At 66.3% G+C, this 13,526-nt stretch carries 10 protein-coding genes; 3 read left to right on the top strand and 7 right to left on the bottom strand.

Annotated features, from left to right (window positions below; all coding sequences use genetic code 11):
* The first annotated feature begins 76 nt into the window (after positions 1 to 76).
* A complete protein-coding gene (locus FAS41_RS04820) occupies positions 77 to 826 on the top strand; it encodes a flagellar brake protein (protein WP_138520493.1) in 750 nt (249 codons plus the stop codon).
* Between the two features lie 43 nt (positions 827 to 869).
* Here the strand turns inward: FAS41_RS04820 and FAS41_RS04815 are convergent, their stop codons facing one another.
* The 6 genes from FAS41_RS04815 to FAS41_RS04790 form a co-directional block, all read right to left on the bottom strand.
* Entirely contained in the window at positions 870 to 2,216 is a 1,347-nt protein-coding gene (locus FAS41_RS04815; protein WP_138520492.1) for an MFS transporter, read from the bottom strand.
* Between the two features lie 287 nt (positions 2,217 to 2,503).
* Positions 2,504 to 3,742, bottom strand: a complete 1,239-nt coding sequence (locus tag FAS41_RS04810) for a glutamine synthetase family protein (protein WP_171049442.1) — start codon at positions 3,740 to 3,742, stop codon at positions 2,504 to 2,506.
* Between the two features lie 432 nt (positions 3,743 to 4,174).
* Positions 4,175 to 5,788, bottom strand: coding sequence for an inorganic phosphate transporter (locus tag FAS41_RS04805; protein WP_138520490.1), 1,614 nt, complete (start codon positions 5,786 to 5,788; stop codon positions 4,175 to 4,177).
* 180 nt (positions 5,789 to 5,968) lie between these two features.
* Positions 5,969 to 6,907, bottom strand: a complete 939-nt coding sequence (gene ppk2, locus FAS41_RS04800) for a polyphosphate kinase 2 (protein WP_138520489.1) — start codon at positions 6,905 to 6,907, stop codon at positions 5,969 to 5,971.
* 193 nt (positions 6,908 to 7,100) lie between these two features.
* A complete protein-coding gene (gene pvdQ / locus FAS41_RS04795) occupies positions 7,101 to 9,380 on the bottom strand; it encodes a bifunctional acylase PvdQ (RefSeq protein ID WP_138520488.1) in 2,280 nt (759 codons plus the stop codon).
* A gap of 347 nt (positions 9,381 to 9,727) precedes the next feature.
* Positions 9,728 to 10,759, bottom strand: a complete 1,032-nt coding sequence (locus tag FAS41_RS04790; RefSeq protein WP_138520487.1) for an AraC family transcriptional regulator — start codon at positions 10,757 to 10,759, stop codon at positions 9,728 to 9,730.
* 123 nt (positions 10,760 to 10,882) lie between these two features.
* Between FAS41_RS04790 and FAS41_RS04785 the strand changes: the two genes are divergently transcribed.
* Positions 10,883 to 11,776 (top strand): TauD/TfdA dioxygenase family protein, encoded by an 894-nt coding sequence (locus FAS41_RS04785; protein WP_138520486.1) that lies wholly within the window; start codon positions 10,883 to 10,885, stop codon positions 11,774 to 11,776.
* Between the two features lie 11 nt (positions 11,777 to 11,787).
* Positions 11,788 to 12,570, top strand: a complete 783-nt coding sequence (locus tag FAS41_RS04780; protein WP_138520485.1) for a 2-keto-4-pentenoate hydratase — start codon at positions 11,788 to 11,790, stop codon at positions 12,568 to 12,570.
* 40 nt (positions 12,571 to 12,610) lie between these two features.
* Here FAS41_RS04780 and FAS41_RS04775 read toward each other — a convergent pair whose 3' ends face one another.
* Complete coding sequence (locus FAS41_RS04775; protein ID WP_138520484.1) at positions 12,611 to 13,513, bottom strand: LysR family transcriptional regulator; 903 nt, start codon at positions 13,511 to 13,513, stop codon at positions 12,611 to 12,613.
* Positions 13,514 to 13,526: the final 13 nt, after the last annotated feature.

The raw sequence follows: 13,526 nt of genomic DNA, 5'->3' as shown, positions 1-13,526 counted from the left end.
GCCCTAGGGCAGAATGCCACTATTCGGCCCTGCCCCGTGCACGACTCATAACAAACACAATGGAGACCCGCGGACCGTGTCCAATCTGTTCGCCGAGGAAAATGGCCCTCAACCACCGAAGGTGTTGAAAGCTCCGGTGGAGATCCACGCCAGCCTGAAAATGCTGATGGACAGTCACGATCCCCTGGTAATCACCTTCGAAGGGCGCGGCCAGCGCTTCCAGAGCTTCGTCGTCGAGATCAACCGCGAGCGCAACATCGTCGCCCTCGATGAACTCATCCCCAACGACGGCGAGCGCTTCCTGCAGAACGGCGAGCAATTCCGTATCGAAGCCTTCCACGAAGGCGTGCGCATCGCCTGGGAAAACACCCAGAACGCTTTCTTCTCCGAGATCGACGGCGCTCGCTGCTACTGGCTGCCAGTGCCGTCCGAGATGCTCTACCACCAGCGCCGCAATGCCTTCCGCGCCCCCGTGGGCCAGGGCCAACCGGTGGCCGTGGAGATTGCCGGCAGCAAGCTGAAGTCTCCACTCAAGGGCAGCCTGATCGACATTTCCGCCACTGGCTGCAAGATCCGCCTGGAAGGCAACGCCGCCGAGCGTCTGCAGCCCGGCCAGGTCTACGAGGAATTCACTGCGCGGCTGCCCTTTGGCGCGCTGACCATGGCGGTCGAACTGCGCCACGTGCATTTCGAGGAAAAGGTCGGCTACAGCTTTGCCGGCATGCGCTTCCACCAGATGAGCGGCCTGGCGCAGCGCAACATCGAGCGTTTCGTCTACCAGCTGCAACGCGAAGCCCGGCGCTTCGAGAAGGACGAGCTGTTCTAGTTCGTCCCGGGCGGCAAGCTCTTGCCGCCCTTCCCTTGCGGCCTCAGGCAGGCCGGCTTTCTTCCTCGGCTTCCGTTTCCGCTGCTGGCTCGGGAGTCGGCACGCTGTTGTCGTTGCCCTTCATCTGCTCTTCCACCGCCGATTCGTCGACCCGCGGGTCGAGCGCGGCGGACAGCGGCGAAGACGCCAGGCTGTCCGGCGTGGCGACGTGCTTGACCGGCGCCTCGTCGACGCGGTGCATACCACTGACCTTCTCCGGGCGCACGCGCCAGATCAGTATCAGTGAACAGGCGCAGACGAACGCATAGAGCATGTTCGCGCCGAACAGCTTCATCAGCGCACCGGCCGCCAGTGGGCCGATACAGGCACCCACGCCGAAGGTCACCAGCAGCATGGCCGTCAGCGAAACACGGCGTTCGCCCTCCACATGGTCATTGGAGAACGCCACTGCCAGCGGATAAAGGGTGAACTGGACCAGGCAGACGATAAACCCCATCGGCAACAGCCAGGCCAGCGAGATCGGGGGCAGCGGCAGCATCGGCAACAGTGCCAGCGGCAAAGCCACCACCAGCAGCAGGATCGAGGCATTGCGGATCAGCGCCGCCCGATCGTAGCGATCCGAGAGCCAACCCAGCGGCCACTGCACCACCAGCCCGGCGAAGATACAGCCGCCCATGAACACACCGATTTCCTCGGTGCTCAAGCCCTGGCGCACCGCATAGAGCGGCGCCAGGCCGTAGAAGGAGCCAATCACCAGCCCCGACACCAGCACCGTGGTCAGCGACTGCGGCACCCGCTGGATGAAGAAGCGCGGCTCCAGCGGCGCCGGGCGCAGCGGTGCCGGGTGGACCTTGTGGGTGATCGCCACCGGTATCAGCGACATCGCAAAGCACAGCGCGATCAGCATCGGCAGTTCCGGGCCGAGCCCCGGATGCACCACCAGCACCAGTTGGCCGAGCACCAGCCCCAGGTACGAGGCCACCATGTAGCCGGCGAACACCAGCCCGCGCTGGCGCGCCTCGGCCTGCTCGTTGAGCCAGCTCTCGATGACCATGTACTGGCACATCATCCCCAGGCCGATGGCGACCCGCAGGACCAGCCAGAACCCCATCCACGGCAACAGGCCGATGCCCAGCACGGCGGCGGTCACCAGGCCGCCACAGGCGACATAGGCGCGGATGTGGCCGACACGGGCGATCAGCCGGTGGCCGATCTTGCCGCCCAGTACCAGACCGAGGTAGTAGGCCGCCATCATGGCACCGATCCAGAGTCCATCGACCTTCTCCGCGCCCAGGCGCAAGGCAAGGTAGGTACTGAGCAGACCGGAACCGGTCAAGAGCATGACGGCGGCGAAGTACAGAGCGCGGAAGGCAGTGACGATCCGAAGCATTGGACCTCCTGGTCCAGGACAACCCCGGCACAATGTCCGGGAAGCGGAAAGCGGGACTTGCCGTGACACAGTAGAGGCTGCCAACCGGCGCGTCGAGAGGCCTGCCGGGCCTGGAATTGCGGGCGTCGCACGCGGTCAAGCGGGGCGTTTCGAAGGATATCGGCCGGATGTACGAGGATGGCCGGAAGATCGTCTGGAAATGGCCGCCGATCACAGCTGCATCAGACTTTCGCCGCAGCTGTGTCGGCGGGCACGCGACTCAGGACCTTGACATCAGGCTCCAGGCATCAGGCCTGGGCAGCGAGTACGCGGCGCTCCCACGGGGTGATTTCGTCGAAGAAGCTGGTCAGCTCCATGGACTTGGTCGCGCAGTAGCCGTCGATGAACTCGTTGCCGAACACCTCGCGGGCCAGTTCGCTGCGTTTCAGGCGCTGCATCGCGTCGTACATCGTGCAGGGCAGTAGCAGCTCGTCCGGCACCTCGAACTCACCCTGGATCGGCGCAGTGGGCTCAAGACCCTGCTCGATGCCATGCAGGCCGGCAGCGAGGCTGGCGGCGATGGCCAGGTAAGGGTTGGCATCGGCACCGGCCAGACGGTTTTCCACACGACGGGCTACCGGTGCACTGGCCGGAATGCGCAGGCCTGCGGCACGGTTGTCATGGGACCAGCAGGCATTGTTCGGCGACGCGTACGGATGGCACAGGCGCTGGAAGGAATTCACGTTCGGCGCGAACAGCAGGGTGAAATCCGCCAGGCAGGCCTGCTGGCCGCCGATGAAGTGGCGGAAGAATGGCGTGGCATCACCGTTGGCATCGGTGAAGATATTGCGGCCTTCGCCGTCGACCACGCTCTGGTGGATGTGCATCGAACTGCCCGGCGTGTGCGCCAGCGGCTTGGCCATGCACACCACGATCAGCCCGTGCTTGAGCGCGACCTCCTTGAGCAGGTGCTTGAACAGGAAGGTCTGGTCGGCCAGCAGCACCGGGTCGCCATGCAGGAAGTTGATCTCGAACTGAGTGGTACCCATCTCGTGCATGAAGGTGTCGCGCTCCAGCCCCACCGCTTCCATGCAGCGGTAAACGTCCTGGAAGAACGGGCGCAGGCCGTTGTTGGAGGACACGCTGAAGGCCGAGTGACCGAGCTCACGGCGGCCGTCGAGGCCGAGCGGCGCCTGGAAGGCTTCGTTGGCGTCGGGGTTTGGGGCGAAAACGAAGAATTCCAGCTCGGTCGCCACCACCGGGCTCCAGCCGCGCTCGGCGTAGCGCGCGACGACCTGCTTGAGCAGGCCACGGGTGGACAGGCCGGAGGGCTTGCCGTCGAGCTCCACCGCATCACAGATGGCGAAGGCGCGGGGCTCGTCGCTCCAGGGCAGGCGGTGAATCTGGGTCGGCTCGGCGATCAGGGCGAGGTCGCCGTCGTCGCTGCCGTAGAACTTCGCGGCCGGGTAGCCGCCCATGATGCACTGCAGCAGCACGCCGCGCGCCAGTTGCAGCCGGCGCCCGGTGAGGAAGCCCTCGCCGGTCATCACCTTGCCACGCGGCACCCCGTTGAGGTCGGGGGTGACGCACTCGATCTCTTCCACTCCAGCCAGGCGTTCGGCGAGCGGGTTCGCTAGATCGCTACTCATGACTTCTTATCCTTGTTCTTCTTGTCCTTGTCACAGGACGCCGCGCGAGGTGCGCGAGCCCGTACAAAATACGCACCACGCGTTCAATATTTCAAGCGGGCCAGAATGGGGCCGTTGCTAAAGCCACCGAGCGGAGTAACGGGATGAGCACGCCGTAGGATGGCGTGGAGCGCAGCGATACCCATCGATTCCGTGCGCCGACAGCATGGGTATCGCTGCGCTCTACCCATCCTACAAAGGCCCACGCCGGGAAAATGGTGCGCGCACGTACGGATGCGCAGAATGAAAACGCCGCTCCGGGGAGCGGCGTTTTCACTTCACCCACGACAATCAGAACAGATGGGTGAACAGCCAGTACAGCGAAGCGGAGAGCACGATGGCCGCTGGCAGGGTCAGCACCCAGGCCATCAGCAGGTTGCGGATCGTGCGCATCTGCAGGCCCGAGCCGTTGGCGGCCATGGTGCCGGCCACACCCGAGGACAACACGTGGGTCGTCGACACCGGCAACCCATACATGTCCGCCGCACCGATGGTCATCATCGCCACCAGCTCCGCCGAGGCGCCCTGGGCATAGGTCAGGTGGGTCTTGCCGATCTTCTCGCCGACGGTGACCACGATGCGCTTCCAGCCGACCATGGTGCCCAGGCCGAGAGCGATGGCCACGGCGACCTTCACCCAGAGCGGGATGAAGCGGGTCGACTCGTCGATCTTGCCCTTGAACGCGGCCAGCTTGCTGCTGGTGTCCGCGTCGAAGTTGCCGACCTTGTCCTTGTCCATCAGGCGGATCGCCTCGCTGGTCAGGTACATGTCGTTCCGCACGTTGCCCATGGCTTCGGCCGGCACGCGAGCCAGGCTGCCGTAGCCCTTCACTTCCGCGCCGATGGCGCCGGTCAGCGCCGCCAGGGACGGGATCAGCTCCGGCTTGGCTTCCTTGGTGCGCACATATTCCGACAGCACCGCACGCGGATCAGCCGGAGCCGCCTGCGGCGCGGCGCGAACCAGCGCCTGCTGGGTGACTTCGGCGACCGCGACGAATTGCACGGTCTGGTCCGCCGGCATGGTGCGGTTCAGCGCGTAGGCCATCGGCAGGGTGCCGACCAGGATCAACATGATCAGGCCCATGCCCTTCTGCCCGTCGTTGGAACCGTGGGCGAACGACACACCGGTGCAGGTGAGGATCAGCAGGCCGCGAATCCACCACGGCGGCGGGGTCTTGCCCTTCGGCGCCCTGTACAGCGCGCGGTTCTTCACCAGCAGGCGCAGCGCCAGCAGCAGGAGCGCGGCGCAGACGAAGCCGATCAGCGGCGAGAGCAGCAGCGAATAGCCGACCTTGGTCGCCTGCGCCCAGTCGACGCCGCTGGTGCCATCGCGGCCGTGCATCAGTGCATTGGCGATGCCGACGCCGATGATCGAGCCGATCAGGGTATGCGAGGACGATGCCGGCAGGCCCAGCCACCAGGTGCCGAGGTTCCACAGGATGGCGGCGATCAGCAACGCGAAGACCATGGCGAAGCCGGCCGAGGAGCCGACCTGCAGGATCAGCTCCACCGGCAGCAGGGCGATGATGCCGAAGGCCACCGCGCCGCTGGAGAGCAGCACGCCGAGAAAGTTGAAGCAGCCCGACCAAACCACCGCGAAGTGCGGCGGCAGCGAGTGGGTATAGATGACGGTGGCCACCGCGTTGGCGGTATCGTGGAAGCCGTTGACGAACTCGAAGCCCAGGGCGATGAACAGGGCGACCCCGAGCAGCAGGAACGGCGTCCAGGTGGTAACCGTGGTGGTGACGTCATCGACGTCGCGCACCAGGCTCCAGGCCGAGAACAGCAGGCCGACGGCGAGCACGGCGAAGAAGATGAAGGCGGTAATGCGGCCGGGCTTGCGTTCCAGATGGGGCCGTTCTTCGGCGACGGGAAGATCGCCGGCGGCCAGGGTATCGGTGGTCATGCTGGGAGTCCGCGTGGAGGGATGTCCCAGTCATGATCGGCGGGGAATGTTACAAGTTATGTCTCCATGCAGAGGCCGCCCCTTGTAGGAGCGAGCTTGCTCGCGAACCGCCTGACGCCGCGACAATCGGCCAGGTTCGCGAGCTTGCTCGCTCCTACGAAAATCGTTGCGCTACGAGCCTCAGAAACGTAGGGCGCATAACCTGGAACAGGTTATGCGCCGGCCCTGCTGCGGCGTCGGCGTACGCGAGTAATCCTCGTGGCGTTGGCGTGCAGGCAGGATCACCGCCGGGTGCTCGACGTCCTCGTAGGGAATCAGATTCAGCAGATGGCTGATGCAGTTCAGCCGCGCACGCTTCTTGTCGTCGGCCTGCACCACCCACCAGGGCGCCTCGGGGATGTGGGTACGCTCGAGCATGATTTCCTTGGCCTTGGTGTAGGCCTCCCAGCGGCGGCGCGACTCCAGGTCCATCGGGCTGAGCTTCCACTGCTTGAGCGGGTCGTGGATGCGGCTGAGGAAGCGCAGGTGCTGCTCATCGTCGGAGATGGAGAACCAGTACTTGATCAGTTGGATGCCCGAGCGCGCCAGCATGCGTTCGAACTCCGGCACGCTGCGGAAGAACTCCTCGTATTGCTCGTCGTTGCAGAACCCCATCACCCGCTCGACCCCAGCGCGGTTGTACCAGCTGCGGTCGAACAGCACGATCTCCCCCGCCGCCGGCAGGTGCGAGACGTAGCGCTGGAAATACCACTGGGTCTGCTCGCGGTCGTTCGGCGCGGGCAGCGCGGCGACACGGCAGACACGCGGATTCAGGCGCTGGGTGATGCGCTTGATCACCCCGCCCTTGCCCGCGGCATCGCGGCCTTCGAAGAGGATGACCACCTTGTGGCCGGTCTTCACCACCCAGCTCTGCAACTTCACCAGTTCGCCCTGCAGGCGGAACAGCTCGCTGAAGTAACGACGGCGGGCGAGCTTTTCCTCGTCGACATCGGCGTGCTCGTCGAACAACTCGTCGAGGTTGCGCACATCTTCCAGCAGCTCCAGTTCCAGCTCTTCATCGCTGTGGTCGAGCAGTTCACGGTGGATGCGGCGGATCACGGATTCATTGGTCAGGGGCATGGCGGCGGCCTACGCTTCAGGGGCTTTGCCGCCAGACTAGGGGTGCTCGGTGTCAGGCTGGTGACAGCCGACAGCGCCGGACTTCCCTTGTAGGAGCGAGCTTGCTCGCGAACCGCACGATTCCGAGCCGCCGGAAAGTACCGTTCGCGAGCAAGCTCGCTCCTACGAAAAGCCTCCGCTGCGGAAGCTCACCTTAGCGCTCGCGCAACTCCATCACCTTCAGCTCCGGATCGGCCTTGATCTGCTCGTCGGTGAACGGCAGCTCCGGCCATTGCTGCCGTGCGAACAGCTCGGTCTGGTCGCGATGGTGCGGCGAGCCGGGTTCGCTGGACTGCGAGAACGCCAGCAGCCCGCGCGCCTTCGGGCCGTCAGCGGTGAAGTCCACCAGCTGGATGTAGCTGCTGCCGCTGAGCACGCGGTAATGGTCGCCCTGCCACTCCGAGGTGATGGCGTTGTACACGCCCTCGTTGCCGGTGCCACCGGGGATGCCCAGGGGGTTGGTCTGATCACCGGTCAGCTGCAGCTCTCCCCACTTTTCATCCGCCTGAATCTTGCGGCCATCGATCTCCTGCGCGGCGGCGACCAGGGCTTGCTGCGCCTGCTGGCGCACCTGAGGTTTGTCCAGGGCTATACCCGAGGGCGTGGCCAGGGGCAGCTTGGGATCGAAGGGCAGCCGCCAGCCGCCGTCGATCTTCAGGAAGCGTGCGACGAAGGCCTGGAAGTAGGCGAAGCCCGGGTTGCTGTCGAGGTTGACGTGGCGGTCCCACGACCCCAGCGTGGCGCAGGCCGCCTCGGTGCCCGCCGGGGCCGGTTTGCACAACTGCAACAGATCGTCGAGGAGCATGTCGGCCACGTGGACGCGGTTGTCGGTGACCATCTTCTGCAGGTCGTCCGGGCCGATCTTGCCGTCGCCCTTCAAGCGCTCCAGGGCGAAGCGCGCACGGGCGCTGACCGGGACCGAATCGCGGCTCACCAGCGGCGAGAACCCGGTCAGCGGCTGCGCCGGGTTGCTCATCCAGGCGCTGTCGTTGGAGTTCTGCACGAAGTCCTCGCGCGTAAGCGAAGGCATCTGCTCCGGCGGGGTCAGCCCGGCGTGGCGGGCGCCCGGTGCGCTCGACCAGTTGCAAGCGCGGCGTCCGCCCTGCAGCACCGGCAGGCCCTGCTTCTGGAACTCGGGGAGCACACAGTCGGCCAGTTGCTGCTGGCTCAGGTACGGCACCACCGACTGGTTGAGATAGAGCACCTTGCCCGCCGCATCGGTGGCCAGTGTGTTGACCCACGGGATGCCCTGCACGCGCTCCACGCTGTCACGCAGCTCATCCAGGCTGCGTGCGTGATCAATGGCGTACCACTGCTGCAGCACGCGGTCGTTACCCAGGTTGGCGTCGCGTACCGCGAAAGCTTCGTTGCCATTCCAGGGGAATTTGCCGGGCACGCTGAGCAACGGGCCGTACTCGGACTCGTACAGCGTATGGCTGCGCGTGCCCACTCGGCCATTGGGCTCCAGCACGCGAACGCGCAGGGTGATCTCCTTCAGCGGACGCGACTGGCCGTCGACGCGGTAGCTGTGCGGGTCCTGCGGATCGAGGTCAAGGCGGTACAGGGTGAAGTGGCTGGAAGTGTCCACCGTGTGGCTCCAGGCCACGTCCTTGCTGAAGCCGATGTTCACCAGCGGCATGCCCGGCAAGGATGCGCCCATCACGTCGAGCTGGCCGGGAATGGTCAGGTGCATCTGGTAGAAACGCAGCGCGCCGAACCAGGGGAAATGCGGGTTGGCCAGCAGCAGGCCGTTGCCGTCCATGGAACGCTCACTGCCCACGGCGACAGCGTTGCTGCCATGGTTCTGGTGAAAGCGCTGGCGTCGCTCCATGGCGGCGAGCACCTCGCCGTCTTTGACCACGGAGGAGGTCGCCTGCCCCGGCGGTGTAGCCGCCATCATCGCCTCGGCGAACTGCCCGGCGCCGGCCTGCACCAGCAGGCGGCGGGTCAGGCGCAACAGGTCGTCGGCCTCCAGCGGGCGCAGCCAGGCCTTGCCTGCGCACTGCGTGCCGGCAGCCTGGGTGTCCCACAGCCAGCGGTTGTAGCCGGCGGCGTAGCCATCGAGCAGGTCGCGGATCGGCTGCGGCTGGGCGCTGCGCATCCGGCGTAGGGACTCGTTGTCGTTGAGCCAGGTGTAGAAGAAGTCCGAGGGCAGGTTGCCGATGCCGGCGGAAGATTTGCCATCCACGCCGAAATAGCGCGAACGCTCGCCCCGCGCGGTGAGGACTTCCTCGGCCAGCAGGCAGGCGTTGTCGCGGGCGTAGGCGTAACCGATGCCGTAGCCCAGGCCCAGTTCGTCCCTGGCCTGGATGTGCGGAATGCCGTAGCGGGTCCAGCGGATCTGCGCCTCGAGTTCGGCGCCATAGGCCAGCGCGGGCAGTCCGGCAGCCAGCAGGCTGCCGGCCACGGCGGCCAGTCGGAAGGTCTTGCTCATTGATTCCCTCAATGCTCGGATGTCGGCCGGATGCCCGGCCAGGGGCACGCGGCATTGCCGCTTTCGCGGCCACCGGTGCAAGGGGTTGGGTGGCGGCTCAAGTCCGCCCATGCAGCGCAGTGACGGTCATCGCGCCGCGCCTTCCGAGGCACGCGCGCAGGCAGGTTGCTGAGGACATGGATTCTCCTTTTCTTGTCGGGCGCCTCGCGAAAAATGGCGATGCGTCTCTTGAGGGCAACGGATGGGAAGCGCGCGAAATTAGCCCGTGACCGATGGCAATCGGCCACACCAGAAGGCTCTATCTCGCGGCTTCCACCCGTTCCAGAGGCATCGCGGGCGGTTCGACTTCAGGGCGTCGGGAGGGTTCCGGACTGACGTTTCCAACGACTGGGCGACTGCCCCGTCCAGCGCTGGAAAGCGCGGGAAAAACTCGCCGCCTCGGCATAGCCCAGGCACTGGGCTATGCCTTGCAGGTCCATCCGCGATTCGCGCAGAAGACGTTCGGCGAGGCGCTGCTTGATGCCGTCGTTGAGCGCCTGGAGGTTCTGCCCCTCCTCGGCCAGACGGCGTTGCAGCGTGCGCTCGGAAAGGCCCAGCCGCTCGGCCACCGCGCTGGCACCGAGCAGGCTGGCGGAGTCACGCAGCAGCAGTTGCTGAACCTGCCGCGCGGTGGGTGTGGCGGCCAGCGTCAACGCCAGCTCTCCACACAGGCTTTCGCAGAGTTGCTCGCCGCTGTCGCGGGCGCTGATCTGCGCTTGCGGCAGCGGCGCCTGCAGGTCTTCCAGGGCAAAAAGCATGGCATTGCGCGGCGCATCGAACTCCGGTTCGATGCCGAAAGTGTCGAGGAACGGCGAGGTGTCGCCCGGTGCCGCACTGCGCAATTGGATGGCCAGCGGCCGCAAGGGCCGCTGGAGCAATTCGCCGGAAAGCTGCCAGCACCCGGCGATGCCGCGCTCCACCACGAAGGCGCGGGCATCCTCCGGCAACACCCGGTCGTCGTACACCAGCCAAAGCCCGCGCGCTTCTGCTTCGCTGCTCACCGGGCAGAGCGTCAGCGCCAGGCTCTGGAAACGCCCGAAGGTTTCGAAGGCCTCCTGCAAGGTACGGCTGGCGAGCATGGTGAATCCCAGCAGCCCCAGCGAGGTGAGGTGATAGCGCCACCCCGTCGCCAACCCGAGACCGGGACGGCTGACCCGTTGCAGCAGGTTACGAATCACCGCCAGCTCCTGCCAGGCCTGGATACGCCCGGAACGCGCCTGCAGGTCGGCCAGGGCGATGGCGCTGCCCACCAGGCAATCGTCCACGCCGATGCCCTCCTCGCAGGCGCTGTCGAGCAGGTACTGCACTCCGGTGATCTCGCGGGTCTGGCGCCAGTCCATCGGTGATTCCTCGCGGGCGGCTACTTGGCGGAGATAGTCAATTTTTGGCGGACTTGATCATGGAAGAAAGTGGCGGCGCTGACCATGCTTCAGGTGCCAATAACACTCACAAGAGGCTTCCCCATGTTCGAGTTCTTCTACGCGCTGCCGAGCCAGAACCGCGCCGCCGAGTACAAGCACTTCCGCATCGTCCCGGCCACCGGCGCCATCGGCGCGGACGTCAGCGACGTCGACCTGACCACGCTGGACCAAGCCGGCTACGCCGAGCTGCGCCAGGCGCTGCTGGCGCACAAGGTGCTGTTCATTCGCGACCAGTCGCTCAGCGTGGAAGCCCTCGAAGCCGTGACCCTGCGCTTCGGCGAATTCGGCCGCGAGCCTTACGTGGTCGGCATGGACGATCATCCGCACGTGGTGCGGGTGGTGAAGGAAGCCAACGAAAAGACCCCGGTGGTGTTCGGCGGCGCCTGGCACAGCGACTGGTCGTTCCAGGAGCGCCCGCCCGCCTTCACCCTGCTCTACGGCCAGGACATCCCGCCGTTCGGCGGCGACACCCTGTACGCCAACCTGGCGCTGGCCTACGAATGGCTGTCGCCGAAACTGCGCGCGCAACTGGAAACCCTCGACGCCATCCACAGCCCCGAACGCGCCTACGGCGCCGAGGCCAAGCACAACGATCTGATGGAGAACATGGCAGTGCGCTACGGCAGCCATGACGGCGAAGTGCGCTCGCACCCGCTGGTCACCAAGCATCCGGAGACCGGCAAGAAAGTCCTCTACATCAACCCGGCCTACACCAGCGGCATCAAGGGCATGCGCCCGGCCGAATCGCAGCCGCTGCTCGACTACCTGTTCAGCATCGCCACCCAGCCGGCCTTCACCTGCCGCATGCGCTGGAGCGCGGGCACCCTGGCGATCTGGGACAACCGCAGCACCTGGCACTACCCCGTGTCGGACTACCACGGCATGCGCCGCGAGATGTACCGCACCACCGTCGTCGGCGAAGTGCCGAGCCGCTGAGGAGCCCAACAATGACCACGGACAATCTCCACGCCGCCGCTCGCGCCCTCACCGACGCGCGGGCCAGCCGAACGCCCATCGCCGCGCCCGCGGCACACTTTGGCCTCACCGGACTGGACGATGCCTATCGCGTGCAGTCGCTGGGCATCGACCTCGCGCTGGCCGGCGGCGAACGCCTCGCGGGCGCCAAGGCCGGACTGATCTCACCGGCGATGCAGGTGGCACTGAAGGTCGGCGAACCGGTTTACGGCCGGTTGCTCGCCGGCCTGCGCTGCCAGTCCGGCGCGCGCATCGCCCGCGAACGCCTGCTGCAACCGCGTATAGAGGCGGAACTGGCCCTGCTCATCGGCCGCGACCTGCCGCCGGGAGAGCTCGACCAGGACACGTTCCGCGCCTGTATCGCCGGAGCGGTCGCGGCCATCGAGATCAACGACACCGCCGTGGCCAACTGGCAGATCGGCCTGCTCGACTCGGTCGCCGACAACCTCTGCGCGGGTCTCTACCTGACCGGCGATCAGCCGGTGGCGCTGGAAAAACTGGAAGATGCCGCTCTCGCTGTGCAACTGCTACGCAATGGCGCACCGGCCTTCCCGCCGACCCAGACGAGCCTCGGGGCGATGCTCGACATCGGCCTCTGGCTGGCGCAGCGCATGGCGCGCCTGGACGTGCCGCTGAAGTCCGGCGACGTCCTGCTGTGCGGGGCCCTGGCGCCGATGTCGCCAGTTGCACCAGGGGATGTAGTCGAGCTGGAGATCGAGGGGCTGGGGCGCGTCGGCTGCAGCTTCGAACGATGAGCCGTTGATCGGGCCCGCTCGCGACTCGCGGGCCCGGTTCCTAAAGATCCGCCCCGAACCGCCCCGCATGCTCGCGCAACATCCCGCGCAGCAACTGTGCAGCGGGCGACAGATAAGCTCCCTCCCGCACCGCCAGGCCGATGGTCCGCGTCAGTGTCGTTTCGGCCAGCTGCACCTCGCGCAACTGGTCCATGCCGTGCCCGCCGGCCAGCGCCTCGCGGGCGATGAAACTGAGCAGGCGGGTACGGGCGATCAGGTTGGGCAGCATCGGGATCGCGTTGGTCTCGATCTGCACCTGCGGCATCGGCAACTGGTGAGCCTGGAAGGTGGCGTCCATCCAGCGCCGCGACGACACCCCGGTGGCCGGCAGCACCCAGCGATAGCGGCACAGGTCGGCCATGGCGACGGGTGCGTCGAAGATCGGATGGTCGCGACTGGCTACCACCACCACCTGGTCCTGCAGCAGCGGTTCGCTGCTCAGTTGCGGATCGTCGACGATCCGCGAGCAGATCGCCATGTCCAGCCGCCCGCTGCGCAGTGCCTCGCGCAGCACATCGTCCTGCCCCAGCACCAGGCTCATGGTCACGTCCGGCGCCCGCGCCAGCAGGTCCTCGGTCAGGCGCGGCAACAGGTACTCGGCCATGGTCGCGGCGCAGCCGAGGCGGATATTACCTACGACGCCGCTGGCAAAATCGCGCACCTCTCGGCGGGTTTCCTCGATGTCCTGCCGTAGCTGCCGGGCACGCTGGAGCATCAGTTCGCCGGCCGGTGTCAGGCGAATCCGTCGGCCATCGCGCTGGAACAGCCGCGCACCGAGAGATTCCTCCAGGCGCTGGATGCTCTTGGTCAGTGCCGGTTGGCTACGCCCCAGGCGCTCGGCGGCGCGGCCCAGGTGGCCGAGTTCGGCAATGGTTTCGAAGTAGGCGAGATCGCGCAGGTCCATGGTAGCCAACTGA

The organism is Pseudomonas nicosulfuronedens, assembly GCF_005877905.1.
Taxonomy (GTDB): domain Bacteria; phylum Pseudomonadota; class Gammaproteobacteria; order Pseudomonadales; family Pseudomonadaceae; genus Pseudomonas; species Pseudomonas nicosulfuronedens.
This window is presented reverse-complemented; position numbering and strand designations above follow the sequence as displayed.